Source organism: Parvimonas sp. D2, from assembly GCF_035282635.1.
In the GTDB taxonomy this organism is placed as follows: domain Bacteria; phylum Bacillota; class Clostridia; order Tissierellales; family Peptoniphilaceae; genus Parvimonas.
Window position 1 is genome coordinate 22,676 of sequence record NZ_JAYKBO010000005.1, and the last position, 20,890, is coordinate 43,565.

Annotated in this window: 18 protein-coding genes, 1 pseudogene and 1 other annotated feature; of the genes and pseudogenes, 4 read left to right on the top strand and 15 right to left on the bottom strand. The window is 28.5% G+C overall.

The features are described 5' to 3' along the window. Positions 1-29: 29 nt before the first annotated feature. Complete coding sequence (gene modA / locus VJI77_RS06030) at positions 30-848, bottom strand: molybdate ABC transporter substrate-binding protein (RefSeq protein ID WP_323988738.1); 819 nt, start codon at positions 846-848, stop codon at positions 30-32. 492 nt (positions 849-1,340) lie between these two features. Further along, on the bottom strand, positions 1,341-2,033 hold the full coding sequence (locus tag VJI77_RS06035) for a Crp/Fnr family transcriptional regulator (RefSeq protein WP_293439806.1): 693 nt from the start codon (positions 2,031-2,033) through the stop codon (positions 1,341-1,343). A gap of 192 nt (positions 2,034-2,225) precedes the next feature. Then, positions 2,226-2,449 (top strand) — a binding site (T-box leader). A gap of 102 nt (positions 2,450-2,551) precedes the next feature. On the opposite strand from VJI77_RS06035, the gene brnQ reads away from it, so the two are divergent. The 4 genes from brnQ (at position 2,552) to VJI77_RS06055 (ending at position 6,237) form a co-directional block, all read left to right on the top strand. Then, a complete protein-coding gene (gene brnQ, locus VJI77_RS06040) occupies positions 2,552-3,886 on the top strand; it encodes a branched-chain amino acid transport system II carrier protein (protein ID WP_323988739.1) in 1,335 nt (444 codons plus the stop codon). Between the two features lie 125 nt (positions 3,887-4,011). Then, positions 4,012-4,923 (top strand): ATP-binding cassette domain-containing protein, encoded by a 912-nt coding sequence (locus tag VJI77_RS06045; RefSeq protein ID WP_323988740.1) that lies wholly within the window; start codon positions 4,012-4,014, stop codon positions 4,921-4,923. Beyond that, on the top strand, positions 4,916-5,653 hold the full coding sequence (locus VJI77_RS06050) for an ABC transporter permease (RefSeq protein ID WP_313961399.1): 738 nt from the start codon (positions 4,916-4,918) through the stop codon (positions 5,651-5,653). The genes VJI77_RS06045 and VJI77_RS06050 overlap by 8 nt, the downstream gene beginning before the upstream one ends. An 83-nt stretch (positions 5,654-5,736) precedes the next feature. After that, entirely contained in the window at positions 5,737-6,237 is a 501-nt protein-coding gene (locus VJI77_RS06055; RefSeq protein ID WP_323988741.1) for an HXXEE domain-containing protein, read from the top strand. 16 nt (positions 6,238-6,253) lie between these two features. On the opposite strand, the gene VJI77_RS06060 is transcribed toward VJI77_RS06055, so the two are convergent. The 13 genes and pseudogenes from VJI77_RS06060 to VJI77_RS06120 form a co-directional block, all read right to left on the bottom strand. Further along, complete coding sequence (locus VJI77_RS06060) at positions 6,254-6,757, bottom strand: hypothetical protein (RefSeq protein ID WP_323988742.1); 504 nt, start codon at positions 6,755-6,757, stop codon at positions 6,254-6,256. A 33-nt stretch (positions 6,758-6,790) separates the two neighbouring features. Continuing rightward, on the bottom strand, positions 6,791-7,606 hold the full coding sequence (locus VJI77_RS06065) for a DUF6612 family protein (RefSeq protein ID WP_323988743.1): 816 nt from the start codon (positions 7,604-7,606) through the stop codon (positions 6,791-6,793). A 135-nt stretch (positions 7,607-7,741) separates the two neighbouring features. After that, positions 7,742-8,653, bottom strand: coding sequence for a DUF6612 family protein (locus VJI77_RS06070; RefSeq protein ID WP_009354831.1), 912 nt, complete (start codon positions 8,651-8,653; stop codon positions 7,742-7,744). A 133-nt stretch (positions 8,654-8,786) separates the two neighbouring features. Next, a pseudogene (locus VJI77_RS06075) lies at positions 8,787-9,464 on the bottom strand (DUF6612 family protein); the annotation flags it as partial. A gap of 12 nt (positions 9,465-9,476) precedes the next feature. Further along, positions 9,477-9,638 carry a hypothetical protein gene (locus tag VJI77_RS06080; protein ID WP_323988744.1) on the bottom strand — a complete coding sequence of 54 codons (162 nt, stop codon included), beginning with the start codon at positions 9,636-9,638 and terminating at the stop codon, positions 9,477-9,479. A 118-nt stretch (positions 9,639-9,756) separates the two neighbouring features. Then, positions 9,757-10,395 carry a DUF6612 family protein gene (locus VJI77_RS06085; RefSeq protein WP_323988745.1) on the bottom strand — a complete coding sequence of 213 codons (639 nt, stop codon included), beginning with the start codon at positions 10,393-10,395 and terminating at the stop codon, positions 9,757-9,759. After that, positions 10,344-10,598, bottom strand: coding sequence for a hypothetical protein (locus VJI77_RS06090; RefSeq protein WP_323988746.1), 255 nt, complete (start codon positions 10,596-10,598; stop codon positions 10,344-10,346). Before VJI77_RS06090 ends, VJI77_RS06085 begins: the two co-directional genes overlap by 52 nt. 118 nt (positions 10,599-10,716) lie before the next feature. Further along, the gene (locus VJI77_RS06095) at positions 10,717-11,562 is read right to left on the bottom strand and encodes a DUF6612 family protein (protein WP_323988747.1); all 846 of its coding nucleotides are present in this window, start codon (positions 11,560-11,562) and stop codon (positions 10,717-10,719) included. Between the two features lie 129 nt (positions 11,563-11,691). After that, positions 11,692-12,489, bottom strand: coding sequence for a DUF6612 family protein (locus tag VJI77_RS06100; protein ID WP_323988748.1), 798 nt, complete (start codon positions 12,487-12,489; stop codon positions 11,692-11,694). Between the two features lie 83 nt (positions 12,490-12,572). Next, positions 12,573-13,472 (bottom strand): DMT family transporter, encoded by a 900-nt coding sequence (locus tag VJI77_RS06105; protein ID WP_323988749.1) that lies wholly within the window; start codon positions 13,470-13,472, stop codon positions 12,573-12,575. Continuing rightward, complete coding sequence (gene thiI, locus VJI77_RS06110) at positions 13,462-14,634, bottom strand: tRNA uracil 4-sulfurtransferase ThiI (protein ID WP_323988750.1); 1,173 nt, start codon at positions 14,632-14,634, stop codon at positions 13,462-13,464. Before thiI ends, VJI77_RS06105 begins: the two co-directional genes overlap by 11 nt. Next, positions 14,634-15,770, bottom strand: coding sequence for a cysteine desulfurase family protein (locus VJI77_RS06115; protein ID WP_323988751.1), 1,137 nt, complete (start codon positions 15,768-15,770; stop codon positions 14,634-14,636). The genes thiI and VJI77_RS06115 overlap by 1 nt, the downstream gene beginning before the upstream one ends. Positions 15,771-15,918: 148 nt before the next feature. Beyond that, the gene (locus VJI77_RS06120; RefSeq protein WP_323988752.1) at positions 15,919-20,766 is read right to left on the bottom strand and encodes a S8 family serine peptidase; all 4,848 of its coding nucleotides are present in this window, start codon (positions 20,764-20,766) and stop codon (positions 15,919-15,921) included. Positions 20,767-20,890 lie beyond the last annotated feature (124 nt).

Below are 20,890 nucleotides of genomic sequence, written 5' to 3' on the forward strand. Positions count from 1 at the left end.
CTACTATTTTTTTATATTATTTTTTTAAATTACTTTGCTCTTGTAAAACCAACTTTTTCAAAAATTGCCTTACATTCGTCGCCTTTTAAGAATTCTAAAAATTCTTTAGCTTCTTTAGAGTTTTTAGAATTTTTCAAAACTGCTGCTGGATATAAAACAGGAGTCTTAATCATTCCTTCTTTTGCAGTTGCAACAACTTCAAGTCCTGCTGAATAAGCATCAGTTGCATAGATGATACCACAGTTTGCAACCCCTTCTTTAATCCAAGTTGTAACTTCTTTAACATTGCTTCCTAAAGTAACTTTCTTTTGAATTTCATCCCAGATTTTTAAGTTTTTCAAAAGTTCTTCTGAATATTGTCCAACTGGAACATCAGAGTTCCCAAGTGCGATTTTAGAAATTTCAGCTTTTGTTAAATCTGTAAAATCTTTAAGACCCAAAGAATTTCCCTTTGAAACCGCAAGAACAACTTTATTTTCTAAAAGATTGAATCTAGTTGCTTCGTCAATAACTACATTAGCTTCCGGAGTCTTTGACTTATCCAAAGCATTCATTTGTTTTTGAGCAGCAGAAATGAAAATATCTACTTCAGCTCCTTGTTCGATTTGTTTCTTTAAAGTTCCTGAAGAATCAAAAGTATAAACTAATTCAATATCCTTATGTTTTTCTTCATATACTTTTTTGATTTGTTCCATTGTTTCAGTCATTGAGGCTGCACAATAAACATTTAGTTTTTTCTTTTCTGTCTTTTCAACTGTAGTTTCTTTCTTTTCTGCAGGTTTTGAAGAACAAGCAGTAATTCCAAGAATCATAGTTAAAACTAAAAATATTCTTAGTAATTTTTTCATAAAATACTCCTTAAAATATATTTGACTTTTAGTCAAATAAATTTTATCATCTAAAGGAAAATAAGTCAATAACTATGGTTAAGTTATCTTAAATATAATCGAACGTTTTTTGTTAAAATAACCAATTAGTAAATTTTTTTATGTATCTACGATACATATAGAAATTTTGTTTTTTTATTTCTTTCAGAAATACTATTGCTTACCAGCAATAGTTGAGATTTCCAGAGTCCTTTTATCAAATGCTACAATGACTCCGTCAGACCTACTTCTGCTTACAAGTAAGCAGAGTTAGGGCTAGATTCATTCCGCTAACGCTACAGTCGAAATGACGTGTTGGTAGCATTTCTTTACAAAGTGCTATGACGTGAACTATTTTGTTTTATATATTAAAGTGAATTTTTAGCAATAAGAACCCCACCTTTCCACGATGCTTTGCATCGGGTGGGTTCCCGGGAACCTTGTTGTTTCACAATAAAAAAGAGATAATTTCCATTATCTCTGTACTATAATATCTTTTAAATAATCTACATCTTTTATTAGTATTTTTTTCGTTTCAATCAGCTCTATTACTCCCTTTGCATTTAGTTCTGCAAGTTTACGAGTTACGGTTTCTCTTGTAAGTCCTGCGAATGAGCCCATATTTTCACGACTTATATTTAATTCCAACATTATTCCGTCTATTTTTTTTACTCCAAAGTTTCTAGCTAAACTTAAAAGAAGTGATGCTACTTTTACATCTGCGCTGTTTTCTATAAGTCTAGTGACTAAATCTTCTGCATGACGAATTCTCAAAAAGGATTCTTCCAAAATCTTTATTGTAACTTTTGGATATTTATTTATAATCTTGTCAAAGTTTTCTTTAGAAAGAGAGATTACATAAGTATCTTCAATAGCTTGTCCATAGTAGATATAACCAGTCTTTTTGATAAGATTAAGTCCACCTATAAAATCATCTTTTTGATAGATATATAGCATTTGTTCAATTCCAGAACTACTTATCGTAAAGACTTTTATTTTACCACTTACAATTATATACATGGTATTGGCTTTATCTCCAGGTTTAAATAAAAATGTATTTTTTTTGTATCTCATTATATTTAATTCATCTTTAAAAGTATCAATCTCTTCAGTTGATAAATCAGAAAAAATTAGCAAATTTTGTAAATTAATATCCTTGTTTTTCATTTAAACCTCCTTGACTATTTTGTAATTTTAATTCTAACATTTATTATAAATAAAATCAACATATTCATATTTTTTCGCTTGATGAGAGAATAATTATTTTAATGTTGTATTATTTTAAAGTTCTGGACAAAAAAATTTAAAAAAAGTATTGACAAATATTTTTTTAGATGATAAAATAATGAAAATAAATTTTAAATTTGAAAGAAAGAGTAGAAAATTGAAAGTTTAAGAGAGTTAGTGGTTGGTGTGAACTAATACGGAAAATTTTTGAAAATCATCTTTTACAAAGGATTCGTGAAATGAGTAAGGAATCCCGCAGTGGTTTGCGTTACAAAAACCCGACATTGTTAGATGTTTGAGTGTTTCATTTTTTGAAAAATTAAGGTGGTACCGCGGAAAGTTATTTCGTCCTTTGTTCTATTAGAACAAAGGACTTTTTTTTTGAAATAATTTACCACCATTTATATAATGAGATTATTTAAACAAAATGTCCAAGATTAAATTTTAGGAGGTTTTTTATGAAAAACAATTTATCAAGAGAACAATTTTTTAGCGTAGCGATAATGCTATTTGGGTTATTTTTCGGAGCAGGAAATTTAATATTCCCTCCTCTATTAGGAAAACAAGCAGGTTCTGCAAGTTTTCAAAGTTTATTAGCCTTTGGAGTAACAGCAGTTGTATTCCCTATCTTGGGTGTAGTTTGTGTTGCAAAGACTAAAGGTCTTTCGAATTTAGCAGGAAAAGTAGATAAATATTTTGCAATTATATTTACTACTATGATATATATGGCAATAGGACCTGGACTTGGAATCCCAAGAGCAGGAAGCCTTCCTTTTGAAATGGCAGTTGCTCCATTTTTACCAGAAAATGTTTCAGTAAGTGTTTCAAGACTTGTTTACACTTTTGTATTCTTTTTAGTTGCATATTTAGTTTGCTTAAAACCAAGTAAATTAGTAACAAGAATGGGAAAATTCTTAACTCCTGCACTTTTACTTCTTATAACAGTAATGTTTGTTGGAGTACTTTTCAACAATCCTAATGCTGTAACAAGTCCTGTTGGAGATTACGCGACTTCTTCAACTGTTAAAGGATTTTTAGAAGGATATAATACAATGGATACAATAGCCGCTTTAAACTTCGGCCTTGTAATCTCACTTGCTATAAAATCTTTCCAAGTTAACGATGAGGAAAAAGTTATAAGTTATACTGTAAAAGTTGGTTTAGTTGCTGGTTCTTTCCTTTTTGTAATCTATGCAATGCTTGCTTATATAGGAATGACAACTTCAGGTTTAACTGAAAATGTAAAAAATGGTGCTGAAATATTAACAACAGTTTCACAATATGTATTTGGAAAATTCGGAATAGTTTTACTTGCAAGTATATTCACTCTAGCTTGTTTAACAACTTGTATAGGTCTTATAACAAGTATAAGTAAATTCTTCGAAACTATGACAAAAGAAAAAGTATCTTATAATAAATGGATAGTTTTCTGGACATTTTTATCATTCTTAGTTGCAAACTTCGGACTTAACACAATATTAAAAGTTTCAGTTCCAGTTTTAGTTGCAATCTATCCTGTTTCAATAGTTTTAATACTACTTGGACTTACAGAAAAATATTTTGGATACAATAAATTTACTTATAGATTAGTTTGTTATACAGTAACTTTTATAGCTGTTGTAGAATCATTACAAAGTGTAAATTTAACCTTACCATTAGTAACAAAATTAGTTTCAAGTCTTCCTTTCTACAGCTTAAGTCTTGGTTGGGTAATCCCAATGGTCTTAACTTGGTTTGTAGGAATGAGTTCAAAACTCTTAGAAAATAGTAGAAGTACAGCATTCAATAAGTAGAATCTCTACCTTCATTGTTGCTCTACATCATATAAACAAGATTAACCTTATTACTTCACAATAATATTGATATAGATACTGTTTTGTGTTAAAATATAGTTCAAGAACTTTATAAGGAGGTTTTTATGGACGATATTTTAAAAATAAGAGGTCTTACTAAAATGTTCGGACAAAATTATGCCGTAAATAACGTTGATATGAATATTCAACGTGGAGATATTTACGGTTTTATCGGAAGAAATGGTGCTGGTAAGACTACTTTAATTCGAATTTTATTGGGACTTTGTGAAAAAAACAGTGGTGAAATTGAGCTTTTTGGTTCAAGTAATCTAAGCGAAGGAAGAGATAAAACAGGTTGTATTATAGAAAATCCTGCATTATTCCCTAAGATGACAGCAAAAGATAATATAATTGCTCAATCTAAGGCTGTAGGAGTTAAACTTAGCAGTTCAGAAATTGACGATTTGCTTAGTGTTGTAGGACTTGAGTCTACAGGCAAGAAAAAAGCTAAAGATTTTTCTCTTGGTATGAAACAAAGACTTTCAATAGCTCTTGCACTTGTAGGAAATCCTGAATTTTTAGTGCTTGACGAACCTACAAATGGACTAGATCCTGAAGGTATTAGAGATGTTAGAAATTTGATTTTAAGATTAAATAAAGAAAAGAATATTACTGTTTTAGTTTCAAGCCATATCTTAGGAGAACTTCATAAATTGGCAACAAGATATGGAGTTATAGATAAAGGTAGACTTATTAAAGAATTTACTGCTAAAGAACTTGATGAAAAAACAGAAGATGGCTTTGAAATAAAAGTTAAAGAAGATGATGTTCAGAGCGCAGAAGATTTCTTAAAAGAAAGTAATATTGATTACTCATTTGATAAAGAAAAATGTAAGTTTACAATTTCCAAAAATGAAAATTCAGATGAAATTCTTAAACAAATAACTGCAAAAGGTGTAATTCCTACATCTTATGGATTTAAGAATGTTGACTTGGAAGATTATTTTATGGAACTTATAGGAGGTAAACATGAATAGAGTTTTAAGTTATGACAGATTTAAATTACACAAATCAAAATTTTGGTGGATTTGTATATTAATTTCAATGGCTATTGCTGATTTGACTATATTCACATTTGCCGCTGGAGCATCAAAATTGGGAGCTAAAGTTATTCCTTTTTCCTATTATAGAACTGTAACAAATCCTTCAACATTAATATTCTTAATAATTGTTTGTATGTTTATAGGAACTGATTTTAAAACAGGAACGATTAAAAATGTTGCATCCAAAGGAATAAAGAGACATGAAATAGTTCTTTCAAAATTAATTTGGAGTTATATATTAGCAATAGTTTTTGTAGCTTTAACAGTTGCTACAGCTTTAGCTACAATGATTATATTTACAAAAACTTCAATAAAATCTAGTGAACTAATAGAGATTTTAAAATTATCAGGACTTTCAATTCTTTCACTTTGGGCATTTAGCTCAATTTATACACTAATTACTTTTATAGTTAAAAGTTCAGGAGCCGCTATTGCAATTTCTATAATTTTAAGTATATTCTCAACAATAATTATAACTTTAGTTGAACAACTAATTTTAAAATCAAAGAGCATATCAAGACTTTTTCCTAATTTTATAGCAACTATTGCTAGCGGAGCTTCAACAGCGAAGAGTACCACAATATTTATTATTGCAATGTTTGTATGGATTATAGTTTGTTCAGCTTTAACTATTTTAATTTTTCAAAAACAAGATATAAAATAGGATTTATTCCACAATAAGATAATTAATTATGGGAGTCAATAGACTCCCTTTTTTATGAAAATTACAAAGATAGAGGTGATAAAATGCAAGATGTTTTATGGTTATTTCCAGTTGTTTTTATGGTTCATGAAATGGAAGAGATAATAGGACTTCGAATTTGGCTTGAAAAAAATATAGATATTACAAAAAAATACAGCAGAATTTCAAAAACTTATCAAAATATAACTACAGAAGCTTTTTCAGTTGCTGTTTTAGAGGAGTATTTATTAACTATAATCATAACTACTGTAAGTATTTATTTTAAGATTTATCTTCTTTGGATTGGAGTATTTATTGCCTTTGCAGTACATCTAGTTATCCATATAATCTCAAGTATTATAATAAGAAGATATATTCCAGCACTTGTAACTAGTATTCTACTTTTACCTATAAGTTTATTTTTAATAAACAAAGTAATTGTTGAGCTTCTTTATTCAACATTTAGTGTAATTATAGCTTCTTTATTGTGTTTTATAATAATGCTAATTAACTTAATGTTTATTCATAAATTGATGAGAAAAGTAAGTGAAAAATTTAATAATTAAAAAATAATTATCCTATTTATATAACAATACTCCAACCATTTCCTAAAAATAAATTTGATATTAGAAAAGCTAGTAAGTTAGAAAATATTACCATTGGAAATAGTATAAGTATTATTTCAACAAAACCAAAAAGAAAGAACCCACCATCTCTTTCTCCAAAAAAGAGACTGTAAAGATGATATTTAAAGTAGTATAATGGAGCTTTTCCTTTACTATAATCTCCATATTTTTTAAAAAACGATAACCAAGCCATTTCTCTAACATAAACCATAAGTCTATAAGCTGTTGTTACGGATATGATTATTCCAATAACAAATGTATATGAAAGAAAGCTGTATTCAAAATATAATCGCATTAGTATTACATAAAAAATCAAGATAATTTCTATTAAAATAATCCATTTTATGTATTTTTTTGCTTCAAATTTATTTTCTTTTGTTGGTTTCTTTGCAAAGAACATTAAAATTGATATTAAAACAACTAATCCTATTGCTTTTACAATACCTTCTAGAATATACATCAGATTTTAACTCCCTTTAAAATTGAACTATTGTTACTTATAAGATAAATCCGTTTCAATTAGTTTTCCATTTTTAGCATCTTCAGGGATTATTATTTCCTTAACTTCGTCTATATCAGAATATTTTACGGTAAATTCTTCGTCTAAAGAAACGGAAATAATTCTTTGCCCATCTTTGAAATATGCAAATTTAGCTTTTATTTCACATTCTGTTGGTAAAAATGTATTTTTATCAATTATATATCTTACTTCAACTTTTTCAACCAATAGTTGCTTTCTTATTTCTTCAGTTCCTGTTTGAACAGAGTCTAGAATTTCATTAAGGACTTTACTAACAACGGTTTCACTTCCTGAGTAAGTAATTTCATAGCTTAATTCCTTTTCTTCTACTTTCATTTTATTTTGAATAGCAGTTAGAAATTCCGTTACTATTTCAAAGTTTGTAAGTTTTCTTTTTCCATTATATCCTTCTCTAAACTTCTCGTTAGTAGCCCTCTTCCAACTTGTATTTTTAATATCTTCTATATAGATAGTATCATCTGTAATATATAACATGCTCTCAAACTTCTGTCCATCTCTTTCTGCATTACGTTCTATTTTTACAATGGCTGGATTTACTGTCATTGATGTATCTAATTTTATAATTGAGTGGGCATTTTGATCTGGACTTGTAAAATTTTGTATAGTTTCTATTTTTGCATTTGCGCTTTTTACTGATTTTGTAGCTTCTGCTACTTTCTTAACCAATTCATCATTTTTAGTATTATCAACCTTAGATGAACAGCCAACTGCTATAGTAAAAAATAGGCAAATAGAAAAAACAAAAAGAATTTTTTTCATTATTTTCATATAAAACCCCCACTAAATTGTAATATATTTATAATAAAAAGTAAATATAAGGAATGAATTGCTATATTTGGAGTATTTATATTTTGACATACAAAAACCCCCAAAGTCTTTGTTCAGATTTAGGGGTTCATATCATTATTTGGGAACTGAAGGTGCTTCAGGCAAATTTGGATCTGCATTTTTCGCATTTAGAACATTTTCAGGAATTGTTATAGCTTCAACATTATTTACATCTGAATATTTTGCGGATATTTCTTCAACCATTCCAAGTCCATCAACTTTTTGCCCATTTTCATAATAATCATAATTAGCTTTAATATAAAATTCTGTTGGTAAAAAAGTCTTTGCATCTACTATAAATTTAAATTCAAAACCACTAGATTTTACCTGTTTAAGTAATTTTTCTGTACTCCTATCAATATAAATTAAGACCTTTGAAATTACATCTCCAAATGAAGAATCATTTCCTGAATAAGTAACTTCATAAGTTGAGCTTTTTTGTACTACTGTTAAATTATCTTTTACAGATGTCAAAAATTCTAGAGCATTCTTATAGTTTACAAGATCTCTTCTTCCATCACTTAGCTTTCTAATGGCTTCAAATGTAGCTTTTGACCATTCTTTAGTTTGATAATGTTGACTATAAATTACACTATCTGTAATATATTGCTCATTATCTGTCTTTTTATTTTCAGAACTTAGACTAGTACGATAAATTTTTATAATAGTTGGATTATCAGACATTGACATATCCATAGTTACAGTAGAAACAAATGTTCCATTATCACCATTTATTGTTTGTTTTTTTTCAACAACAGCCTTTGAACTTTTTACTGTTTTAATTGCTTCAGTATATTTTTGAAGAAACTCTGAACTATCTACTTTAGTTCCTTTTTCTTCTTCTTTTTTATTTTCTTCTTTTTTACTATTATCTTTATTTTCTGTTGTAGTAGTTTTCTTTTTATCCTCTTTAGATGAACAAGCTACCACGACAACAGAAAGTGAACAAATAGCAAGAGCCATTAAAATTCTTTGTACTTTTTTCATATTAAACCTCCTTAATAAATGTACAACTATATAGTAATATATTTTTTCATAAAAGTAAAGCCTTAAACTAATTTAAAAAATGCAGATAAATCGAAATTTATCTGCATTAAAATATTTCTGTTTTCTTTTCGCTTTATTTCATTTCTTTTGCATTTTTAACTTCATCTGGTATTTTTAACGACTCAACCTTATTTATATCAGAATAGGTAAATTTCGTTTCTGAATCAAATGATACAGACCCTTGTTCCTGTTTAACTGTAGCTTTTATCTTTATCTCACTTTCTACTGGATAAAAAGTAGTTTTATCAATTATATATTTTACTTCATAATTTTCAAGAGTCATATTTTCAAATGATTTTGCCAAAGTAGGTTGAGTTGAAAGTATGGATTTTGTAAGTGATTGTTTAGCTACTTCATCTTTTCCAGAATAAGTAACTACATAGTTTGAACCCTCCTCAACTATTGAAAGATTTTCTCCTAGAACCTTAATTAATTCAGGAATAGCATCTAAATTTCCAACATTCTTTTGTTGTCCAAAAATTTTTTTGAAATTTCCTTCCTTAACTTTATACCATTTTTTATCCAATGATGATAGAAAATACATTTCTTCTTTACTAAAATACATATTGTATCCACTGGATTGTTGTCCAACTATAGTAGTCTTACCATCTAATTTAACTGTAAATGGTTCTAAAGACATTGTTGCTTCAATTTCCGAATTACAAATTGCCCCTTTGCCAAAAATATCACTTGTTACTTTACTTTGAACTTTAACTTTTGAACTCTTTACATTTTTTGAAGCTTCTAAAACTTTATTATAAAGTTATTCAGCTGATATAACATTTTCTTTTTTTTGATTATTATTTGAATTATTGTTATTATTATTGTTGTTATTATTGTTGTTATCTTTTGATGAACACCCTACTGCTACAAGAGAAACTGAGCAAATAGCAAGAGCCATTAATATTCTTTGTACTTTTTTCATATTGTACCTCCTTATTAAAATGTACAACTATATTGTAATACATACCTAATAAAAAGTAAAGTTTTTGATTATTTTTAAGTTAAAAAGCAGATAAAATAGAGTTTATCTGCTTAAAATTTTAATTACCTTTATATTCCTGTGCATTTTTTACTTCATCTGGTAATTTTATTGGTTCAACTTTATTGATTTCAGAATATACTGCTTTTAAATTTATTTTAAAATGATCATCTTCCTTGCCTTCTCGTATTTTTAGTTTAATTTGAAGAGTATATTCTTTTGGCATAAAAGTACTTTTGTCAACTTTATAATTTATCTCAATTTTTTCTATATCCACTATATCCAGAAGTTTTTCTAAAATATCTTCATCCATAAAAGTAACTTTTTTTAAATAATCTTTAATGGATGCATCTGCACCTGAATAGCTAATTTCATATTCAGAATCTTTTTCTTCCATTTTTAACTTATCTTTTACGGACTCTATGATTTCCATAATTCCATTAATTTCTGTAAATTCTTTTTCTGTGTATAATGATTTTTTTAGTTCCTCATCTTCAATACTAAACCATTCATTTGATTTCTCATTTTTAGCATAAACAACTCCATCGGTAAAATATGATTCAACATTAGATTTTTTTTCTAGTAAATTCACTGTACTATATAGTTTAGTAATGCTTGGATTATCAGTTGTTATTGCCTCTGTATTTACTAATGTTTCAGTTTTCTTACCAGCAGCCGACATAATTTCGCTATAATCCATTTTTCTTTTTGAACTCTTAATTTCTTTTGTGGCATCATTAACTTTTTTAAAAATTTCTTCACCTGATAATTTACTAGATTTATTTTCTTTTTTTGAGTTGCTATATTTTTCTTATCTTCCTCCTTATTTGAAGAACAACCAACTACCCCAATAGAAATCAAAAAAATTGCTAGCATTATTAGAATTTTTTGTGTTTTTTTCATAACTCCTCCTTAATAAATATCTAGCTATATAGTAATATATTTTTTTAAAAAAGTAAAGACTTAAAATATTGCATAAAAAATGCAGATAAACACGAGTTTATCTGCATTAATTTTTTAATTATTGGTTAGTTTTCATTTCTTTTGCATTTTTAACTTCATCAGGTAATGTAATTGGAGCAACCTTATTGATATCTGATAGTGTTGCTTTTAAATCCATATCAAAAGACATTTCTTTTTCACCTTGAGAAATTTTTATAACAGTTTTCATTGAATATTCTTTTGGCATAAATGTACTTTTATCAACCTTATAGAAGAAATCAAATTTTTCAATACTTACATTTTGCATATAATTTTTTAAGTTTGGTTGGCTCTTACCTATAGCTTCTTTCAATGCTTCCTTAACTGATTCATCATTTCCTGAGTAAGAAATTTCATATTCTGAACCTTTATCTTCAATTTTTAGATTTTTTTGAACAGAATCCATAATACTTAACATTTGATCCATATTTGAAGCATTTTTTTGAGCTTCCATTGTTTTTCTCATTGATGGATCTGTAATCTTAACCCATTCTTTTGTTATAACATTTTTAGAATAAACAGCATCTTCTGTAAAATACATATCTAAGCTAACTTGTTGTCCCATTGCATTCATTGAGCCACTCATTTTAACAACAACAGGATCAGAGCTTGTTTCCATATTCATATTTATAGCTGTTTCTGTTTTGTTACCGGCTAAATTCATAACCATCTTATTTTCAGCTTGTATTTTTGAGCTCTTAATTTCTTTTGTAGCTTCATTTATCTTCTTTACAATTTCCTCATTTGATAATTTTTCAGATTTTGTTTCTTTTGTTTCATTCGTATTGTTAGTAGTATTTTTCTTTTCATCAGAAGAACATCCTACTGCAACTATAGAAAGTGAACAAATAGCTAATGCCATTAAAATTCTTTTTATTTTTTTCATATTATACCTCCTAAATAAAATGTACAACTATATAGTAATATATTTTTTTAAAAATGTAAAGACTTAAAATAAATTTCGTAAAAAAATACAGACAAACTAGAGCTTATCTGTATTAAAAATTTTTTATATTTAATTTTTTTTGTTATTCCATTCTTGAGAATTTTTAACTTCATCAGGAATAATTATTTCTTTAACACCATTTACATCAGAATATTTAATATTAAAATCTACATCTATATTTAATGTTTGTTTTGCAACAAGAACTTTAAATTTAGTTTTTATATTAAATTCTGTTGGGTTAAATGTTTTTTTATCAATTATAAATTTTACATCAAATTGTTCCAATTCTATATCATTATTAAGAACACCTTTTGAAGTAGGTTGACTAGCTATTATAATTTTCTTCAAAGGTTCCTTAATTGCATCATCAGTTCCTGAGTAAGTAGCTTCATAGTTTGAATCTTTTTGTTCTATTTTCAAATTCTTTTCCAAAGCAGTCAAAAGTTCAACTATATTTGCATAATCAGCTGAATTTTTTTGACCATCATATAATTTTCTAGTACTTTCTTCTTTAAGATTATACCACTGTTTATTATAATTATTTTGAAAATAATAAGTATCTGTAGTAATATACTGATTATTAATAACAGTATTTCCGGAAGTTTCAGACTTTCCACTAATTTTTACCACTGATGGTTCTTTAGTCATTTCAGTTTCTAAATCAAATTTAGTTGTTACTTTTTTACTATTAACATCTATACTTACTGTACTTGCATTTTTAGATTTTAAACTTGTTACTGATTTTGTAGCTTCATTAACTTTTTTAACAAGGTCTTCATTGCTTATCTTACTAGATGAACAAGCAACCGCTCCAATAGAAATTGAACAAAGAACAAGAGCCATCATTATTTTTTGTATTTTTTTCATAATACACCTCCTTAATAAATGTATAACTATATAGTAATACATTTCTAATAAAAAGTAAAGTGATTAAATTAATTCGCTTAATATTATCTGAAATTATTCTTATTTCCTATTTTTAGTATAAATACTGTCGAGATTATTAGGAAAAAGCCAATAAAGTCAATTAATTTTAATTTCAAATTAAGTAAAACTACACTAAAAAATATTGCTGATAGTGGTTCAAATGTATTTAAAAGACTTGCATTTACAGATCCGATTAAATTAACTCCACTCATAAAAAGGAAAAATGAAATTACAGTTCCAATTACTATAAGTCCTAAAAATGCAAGAATAGTTAAAAAATCCCATTCAACAGATATTGTCCAAGGTTTTAAAAGTAAAGTCAAAAAAACTCCCCCAATAAACATTGAATAACTTAAAACTGAAAAGCAATTAAATTTTTTAAGTAATTCAACGGGGGTTAAACTATAGGCTGCAAGTCCAATTCCCCCAAGCAATCCCCAAAATAACGCCTTTGAATTTATTGAAAGAGAATTTAAATTTCCATGTGTTGTAATTAAAAATGTCCCGACTAATGCAAATAACAAAGATACAAATTCAACCTTTGTCGGAAATCTTAAGTTTCTTATACATACATATAAAACTAGATAAGATACTCCTAAACATTGTAAAACTGTAGCAGTAGCTGCATTTGAATAGGAAATTGCCATAAGATATGTAAATTGAGCCCCTACAAGTCCAGATATTCCAAAGTTAATAAGTCTTAAAATATCTTTTTTATCTTTTAGTGGGTCAAAAGTTTTTTTACCAACCACAAAAAGTGATAAGAAAAATAGAATTATAGATGCAGTCAAAAGTCTTATCGGAGAAACCCAAAGTGGAGATATTTTCTTAACAGAAAATAAATAATCACTACAAAATCCCGAAAATCCCCAACAAATCGCGCCGGAAATTGCATATAAAAATCCTTTTGTATTATTGTTCATTTATGTCATACACCTTCTTATTTGCCAATGCTTCATCAATAAGTTTATCAACTTCTAAAAGAGCTAAACTATTATTTATATCTTCAATCTTTGGTTTTGTTACCGGATGTTTTGGCAAGAACACAGTACAACAGTCCTCAAAAGGTAAGATACTTGTTTCATAAGTGTCAATCGTTCTTGCAATATCAATGATTTCAGTTTTATCCATTGCTATTAAAGGTCTTAAAATTGATATTTCAGTAGATTTATCCACAACTGTAATTCCTTGAATAGTTTGACTTGCAACCTGTCCAAGACTTTCTCCTGTAATTAGTGCATGATAATTTTGTTTAATTGCAAGTTTTTCTGCAATTTTCATCATAAAAATTCTACCTAGAATAGTAATTTCTTTTTCAGGACATTTACTTGCAATTTCCTTTTGAATAGGTAAAAGATTTATGCTTGTCATTGTGAATTTTCCAACATAATTTGAAAGGATTTTCGCAAGGTCTTTAACTTTTTCCTCTCCTCTTTCACTTGTAAAAGGATAGGAATGAAAATGTATTGCACCAATTTCCATACCTCTTTTGCCCATAACAAAACCAGCAACGGGACTGTCAATTCCACCTGAAAGAAGCAAAAGTCCTCTTCCACTTGAGCCTATTGGAAGTCCACCAAAGCCCTTATATCTCTTTACATAGACATATACATATTCTTTAACATCTACGAAAATTGGCATTTGTGGATTATGAACATCAACCTTTAAAAGATTTCCGAAATTTCTAAGAACAGCGCCTCCAAGCTCTCTTGAAAGCTCAGGAGATTTTGGAGTAAATTTCTTATCAACTCTATTTACAAATACTTTAAAAGTTTTTTCTTCATTTATTCCTAAATCACTCACTAAAACTCTTGTAGCTTCTTTTATATTTTCAAGCTTTTTTTCAGTTCTTAAAACTTCACAGATATAAAAAATTCCAAAAACTTTTTTAATTTGTTCAATCATTTCATCAAAAAGCTCTCTATCTGCCTTTATATAGACTTTTCCCTGCTCTTTGTAAAATTCTTCAACTTCAAAATCTGCTATCGCTTTTTTTATCTTTCTTATTATCCTATTTTCAAAATCTTTTCTATTATCTCCCTTTAAAGTCAGCTCTCCAAAGCTGACACTGATTAAATAATCCATTATCTTCCTCTTTTCATAATCATTCTAATTTCATTTACATACTTTTCTAATTTTTCAATAAAAACTTTAATTTCTTCTTCTGTATTAAACTCGGAAAGAGAAATCCTTACAACCCCATCATTGTATTTGTTATCAAGACCTATTCCATCAAAAGTTCTACTCTTTTTACCCTTGCTACAAGCAGAGCCTGTTGAAATATAAATCTTTTCACTCTCCAAGAAATGTAAAAGCACCTCGCTTCTGATATTTTCAAAAGCGACTGTTACAATATTTGGAACTCCGTCTTTATTAGTTAAAAATTTATGATTTTCAATTTTTGAAATACCTGAAATCAGTAAATCTCTTAAATTTTTCAATTGTTTTTTTCTATTCTCAAGATTTTCATACATAAATTCGGTAGCGACTTTTAAACCCATTATTCCAGCCACATTTTCCGTTCCGGATCTAAAGTCTTTTTCCTGACCTCCACCTAAAACAAAAGGTCTTAAATTTATATTTTTACTTACATAGATTGCTCCAATTCCCTTTTGAGCGTGAATTTTATGTCCACTCAAAGTTAAAATATCAATCTTGGATTTTTTTACATCAATATTGACTTTCCCAAAAGCCTGTGCAGAGTCAACATGAAAAATACATTTCTTATTCTTTTCCTTAATAGCTTTTCCAATGCTTTCAACATCTTGAATAATGCCAAGTTCATTATGAACATAGGCTATTGAAACTATTTCAGTATTTTCATCTACGAGATTTTTTACACTCTCAATGTCGATATATCCAAATTCATCCAATTTTAAAAATCTAATCTCTTTTTTCTCTTTTAAAAATTTATAGACATTAAAAACGGAAGAGTGTTCTATCTCCGTTGAAACAATATTTTTTCCCTTTGCAGTTGAAATCGCTCCAAAAATTGCAGTATTATTACCCTCTGTTGCACAGGAGTTAAAAAATACCTCTTCAGCCTTGCAATTTATATATTTTGCTATAACTTCTCTACAAGAATTTATATCTTTAGAAACGGAATATCCAAAATCATAAAGAGATGATGGATTTCCATAATTTTCTTTTAAATATTTGACCATAATATCTATAACTTCATCGCGAACTCTCGTAGTCGCGGCATTATCTAAATAAATCATAATAACTCCTTAAAAAAACTCATTTCACTAACAATATTTTAATATAAAATGATGAAATAAGCAATAATAGTTTTTTAGATAAAGCATTTCTTCTTAAAAAGACACAAAAAAGTGGTTACATTGTAACCACTTTTTAAATTATCTTTTTCTATTTATTTTTTCTTTTTTTACCTACAACTATTGTCATTCCCAAAGAGCCAATTGCAACTACAACAAGTCCTAAAACTTTAGAATCAAGATTTGTCTTAACAAGTCCTTTTTTCTTAGAACCCTTTCTACTATTATCTTTAGGTGGATTTGTTGAGTTCTTTCCATCTTGTCCAGGTTTTTGATTATCATCTTCTCCCGGTTGTCCTGGATTAGTAGGATTTCCTGGGTTAGGATTTGGATTTTGTGGGTCTTCCGGTTTTTGTGGGTCCTCTGGTTTTTGTGGATCTTGATTAACCTTACCGTAATCAACCGCATAACCTGAGAAGTGAGTTGTTGTAAATGTTACATTTTTATCATTTTGATCAATTTCAAATTTTTCTGCATCAAGTTCACCTTTATCATTTACATAGTAAACATTTTTTGCAGTCTTTCCTTCAGCTTTTACTATAGAAACATTATATTCTCCGTTAGGTAATTTAATCTTTTGACCATTTTTATCAAGGAAGTAAATGTCATATAAATCAGCTTCAGAATCTTTTAGTTTTTCAACTGAATTTTTATCTTTAACTTCAGCAACTAAAGTCCAATCTTCTTTTAAATCAAAACTTGAAACTGTAACTTTCTTGTTTTTATCTGTTAGTGTTACTAACTTATTGATATTTACAATTTCTTTAACTTTAGCATTATTAACTGTAATATCAAATGAATCTCTATCAACTCTATATCCTTCTGGAACTTTTATTGTAACTTTGTATTTACCATTTGGAATATCTCCATAGAATACTTTTTTATTAAATTTACTTTCTTTTAAAGCGATTTTTTCTTTAGTTTCAAGATTTTCTAAAGTTACTTTGATTCCTTCAGGAAGTTTATCTAAACCTTCAAAGGAAATATTTACAATATCATTGATAGTTTCTTGTGTTTTGAAGATTACTTTCTTTGGTTTATTTTCTTCAACTGTAAATTTAATTGAAGTTGTTTCAAATTTTAGAGAATCATCTTTTGTTTTAATTTCTACAGTATATTCTCCAACAGGTAAAATAGTCATTAAATCTTTAAAGAAATTAAGTCCTGTTAGTTTTCCGTTTTTATCTTTTACTGCAGTTTCATATAGTTTAGTATATGTTTTTAAAGTATCTCTATTAATTTCTTTTCCGTCTTTATCTTTGATTACATAAGTAGCGCCTGGTCCCATATAGTTATCAGAATAGTCGTTTATTTGTAATCTGATATTAACTTCTCCAAATCCCTTTGGAATCTTTTCTTCTTTTTGTTTAGTTTCAAAAACAACTTCTGATTCTTTACCTTTTTCAACCTTAACAGTCTTTGATTGTTCTTTTAATGGTTCATAAACATCAGGAATTTGGTCTATATAGAATTCATGACTTCCTGGAGTAACATTTAGTAATCCATTAACATAGTTAAATGCACTCATAGAATTCCAACCTTGTCCATTAGAGTTAATCCAAACTTTTTCTCTCCAATTAATTTCAATTGGGAACATATTAAGTTTTTCAGAACCTTCAATATGATTTCCTTCAAAGTCTTTATAATTTGTTACTCTAAATACTGGTTTAATATTTGCTCCTAAATCTTGTGGTTTTATTTGAGGTGCAGAATATTCAGAGCCATCTAAATTAAGTGATGCGATATTTCCTGCATGGTCAAAAGTATGAATATAAATATTCTTATGATCTATTCCTTCAGGAATTTCAAAAGTACCATCATCTTTAGCGGTAATCCATTGAGTTTTTCCATCTTTATCAATATATCTTAAGAATGTTTCTTCAACACCACTTAGATTATCTGTAATTTCTGGTTTATAGATATTTCCTTCAACCTTAGGTTTAGCAATCTTTGGAGCAGTAACGTCAACTTTTACTTCAAATTCTGTTTTTTGTTCAGCAAAAGCAGAACCACCTGTTTCAGAGTTAGCACTTATAACATATTTGTACTTTCCTTCTTGAAGAGCTTTGCCATCAGTTGTTGTTCCAGCCCAATAAGTTTGATTTACATAGTTTGATCTTGAAGCATCTGCACTGTAGTTATCACTATTTTTATATGCATAACCTGAGCCATTTTCATAAACAAGATTTCCCTTTTCATCATAAACACTAGCTTTTATATATTGCGCATTTCTATAGAACACACCTTTGAATGCGACAAAGTCTTTATTATTATCTCCATTTGGAGAGATTGCCAAGTTTTCTTTTGAAAATTTGAAATTACCAGCATCGAAACCTAAAGGAATTTCTCCCTTGCTTCCAACAAAATTATATTGTGTTCCTTTACCGTCATTCCATTGTTTTCCTCTTGCATAAGGATTATTTTCAGAAGTTACAAGAGATGTAACATCTCCTGTATAAGTATTTCCTTGTAACATATACATTGGAAATTCTTTGTTTAAATCAAATTCATAAACAGGTTTTTCCCAAAGAGGTACATTTGCCCATTTTCCTTTAAATCCACTAAATGCTATATTAACTTCTTTTGTTCCGTCTTTTGCATCTTCAAAGAATACAAAGCCTTCTAAGAAGTAACCATTTGGCATTTGTTTACTTAATTTTTCTTCAAACTTACTTGCATCAACTGTTATTGTTACATCTACTGAACTCTTTGCAGGTACAGTGATTTCTTTTCCTTGAATTGTTTCAAGAGTTCTTGTCTTTAAAGCAAATTTTTTACCATCATTTTCATCAGTACCTAAAACTGTTTTATATTTTAAAGTTTTTGCTTCATTTCCAATATTTACAACTTTTAATTTGATATCAAATTTACTATCAACATCATTTAACCAAACTTTTGGATTATTATTGCTATCTAATACATAAAGTTCACTTGAAGTAGCTTTTTCAACATTGATAGCACCAGCACCTTGTTTTCTAGGAGAAACATAATTTTCAGTTCCAGCTTCCTTAACAGGATCTGCTGTACTCATCATCATTGCCTTTAGAATATCATATTCTTGTTCTCCCTTAATTTCAGGATGTCTTTGGCTTAAACTTTCTCTTATAAGGGCAACAGCACCTGCTATATGAGGAGTTGCCATTGAAGTACCACTCATTGTTGTATATTTATTATTATTTATTGAAGAATAAATAAGTCCACCTGGAGCAGTTATATCAGGTTTAAAAGTTCCGTCAGATGCCCAACCATAAGATGAGAAATCAGTTAGTTGTCCACCATTAGCATAAGGTATAATGCTTAATTGTTTTGTAAATTTAACTTTTTTATCTAAATTTGCAAGAATTTTCTTACCAGCTGTGTTTCCAACAAATACAGATGGAATCTTTACTTGTGACATTTGCTCTCCAAATGCCATATTGATGATATCATCTCCACCGTCTTCGTGGTTGTATATTATAACACCTTTTGCACCTTTAGAGTGAGCCATAATAATCTTATCTGCAAAAGTAGCTCCACCTCTTTTTACAATAACAAGTTTGTCTTTAACTTCTTTATCTTTATAGTCAGCTTCTGTATTTCCAAGACCTGCATCAACTACATTATAGCTTTGTGAATCTTGACCAGAAGGGATAAAGTTTTGTTCAGGAATAGGATCTCCCTCATCATCATAAGCAGGGAAGAAATCACCTGTCTTTAATCCACCCTTAACTCCTTCAATACTTATAGTTCTTACTCTTTCAACATCAGTATACATAGCTGCAACAGTCAAAGCGTCTTTTGCAACCCCTGGACTTCCAACTGTACCATAGTCAGGATTTGTAACAGGAGGTTTGTCATTGAATGCACCAAAATGGCCATCATTACCAGCTGCGATAGCTACGATAACTCCCATTTTTCTTGCATAAGCAATAGCTTTTTCCATAGCTTTCCCAACAGATGCGATAGATCCGTTAGGAGCACCTAAACTTAAGTTAATACTGTCAGCACCAAGTTTTACAGAGTCTTCAACAGCTTTCGCATAAATATGAGTAAATGTTGATTGTCCTTGGAAAACTCCCATAAAAATAAGTTGTGCTTCAGGAGCAGTACCTATAATTCTTTCTTTTTTAGTTGTTCCATCTTCTTTATTAAATTCAGCTTCATTTTTAGGATTACCTACTGAAATACCGGAAACATGCATACCATGAGATTCTTCTCTGATTTCTTCTTTTACATTTTTTCCGTTTGTGCTGTAATTATGAGCATAAACAACTTTGTCAGTTCTCCAGCTACCATAACTAATTCCAGCTTCTTTCATCTTATCATCCATAGACGCTTTAGTTGGATATTTTCCTTTTGAAACATCTGTAACTCTTAAGATATCATGATTTATATCAACACCTGTGTCTAATACAGATACAACACGACCTTGACCATTATATTTCTTTCTAAGTTCGTCTGTAACTTTCATTAGATTGTTTGAATCTAAACTTCTTGTTCTTCTCTTAGAATTAAATTCTTTATTAGATTCTTTAACTGTAGGTTTTAAATATTCATTTGAAACTTCAACAGATTCAACGGAATTCATTTTTGAAATTGTTTTAATATTTTTAACCTTAGTTTTTAAAGCAATTCCAGCAAATAACAAGTCATATTCATAATATGCTTCATAACTTATTTCAGCTTTAGCAAGCTCATCTTTAAAAGCTTTGATTAATGCTTTACTTTTAGCTTCTCTTGCTTTCTTTCCTTCTGCTGTCTTTAAGCTCTCAAAATCTACTTTAGAATCCTCTTTTAAAACTACAATATAAGTTTTTTCTTCGTTTTCGTCGCCTTTAAACTTATTTTCAGTTTTTGTAATTTTTGGAGCTGTATTAACTTTTTCATTAGCAAAAAGAGTGCTTGTGCTTCCTAATAATAATGAAAACGTTAATAGCAGAGTCAAAAATCTTTTCTTCATAGAAAAATCCTCCTTAAACGTAAAAATAAATAAATTTCTTGAGTATAAAATATACTACTTTATCAGTATAACATATTTATTTAGTTTTGTATATACTATTTAAAGTAATATTTTAAAAGAAATG

Coding starts and splice junctions, on each gene's coding strand:
- modA (WP_323988738.1), bottom strand. CDS start 848: ATGAAAAAATTACTAAGAATATTTTTAGTTTTAACTATGATTCTTGGA.
- VJI77_RS06035 (WP_293439806.1), bottom strand. CDS start 2,033: ATGAAAAACAAGGATATTAATTTACAAAATTTGCTAATTTTTTCTGAT.
- brnQ (WP_323988739.1), top strand. CDS start 2,552: ATGAAAAACAATTTATCAAGAGAACAATTTTTTAGCGTAGCGATAATG.
- VJI77_RS06045 (WP_323988740.1), top strand. CDS start 4,012: ATGGACGATATTTTAAAAATAAGAGGTCTTACTAAAATGTTCGGACAA.
- VJI77_RS06050 (WP_313961399.1), top strand. CDS start 4,916: ATGAATAGAGTTTTAAGTTATGACAGATTTAAATTACACAAATCAAAA.
- VJI77_RS06055 (WP_323988741.1), top strand. CDS start 5,737: ATGCAAGATGTTTTATGGTTATTTCCAGTTGTTTTTATGGTTCATGAA.
- VJI77_RS06060 (WP_323988742.1), bottom strand. CDS start 6,757: ATGTATATTCTAGAAGGTATTGTAAAAGCAATAGGATTAGTTGTTTTA.
- VJI77_RS06065 (WP_323988743.1), bottom strand. CDS start 7,606: ATGAAAATAATGAAAAAAATTCTTTTTGTTTTTTCTATTTGCCTATTT.
- VJI77_RS06070 (WP_009354831.1), bottom strand. CDS start 8,653: ATGAAAAAAGTACAAAGAATTTTAATGGCTCTTGCTATTTGTTCACTT.
- VJI77_RS06080 (WP_323988744.1), bottom strand. CDS start 9,638: ATGAAAAAAGTACAAAGAATATTAATGGCTCTTGCTATTTGCTCAGTT.
- VJI77_RS06085 (WP_323988745.1), bottom strand. CDS start 10,395: ATGGATTATAGCGAAATTATGTCGGCTGCTGGTAAGAAAACTGAAACA.
- VJI77_RS06090 (WP_323988746.1), bottom strand. CDS start 10,598: ATGAAAAAAACACAAAAAATTCTAATAATGCTAGCAATTTTTTTGATT.
- VJI77_RS06095 (WP_323988747.1), bottom strand. CDS start 11,562: ATGAAAAAAATAAAAAGAATTTTAATGGCATTAGCTATTTGTTCACTT.
- VJI77_RS06100 (WP_323988748.1), bottom strand. CDS start 12,489: ATGAAAAAAATACAAAAAATAATGATGGCTCTTGTTCTTTGTTCAATT.
- VJI77_RS06105 (WP_323988749.1), bottom strand. CDS start 13,472: ATGAACAATAATACAAAAGGATTTTTATATGCAATTTCCGGCGCGATT.
- thiI (WP_323988750.1), bottom strand. CDS start 14,634: ATGGATTATTTAATCAGTGTCAGCTTTGGAGAGCTGACTTTAAAGGGA.
- VJI77_RS06115 (WP_323988751.1), bottom strand. CDS start 15,770: ATGATTTATTTAGATAATGCCGCGACTACGAGAGTTCGCGATGAAGTT.
- VJI77_RS06120 (WP_323988752.1), bottom strand. CDS start 20,766: ATGAAGAAAAGATTTTTGACTCTGCTATTAACGTTTTCATTATTATTA.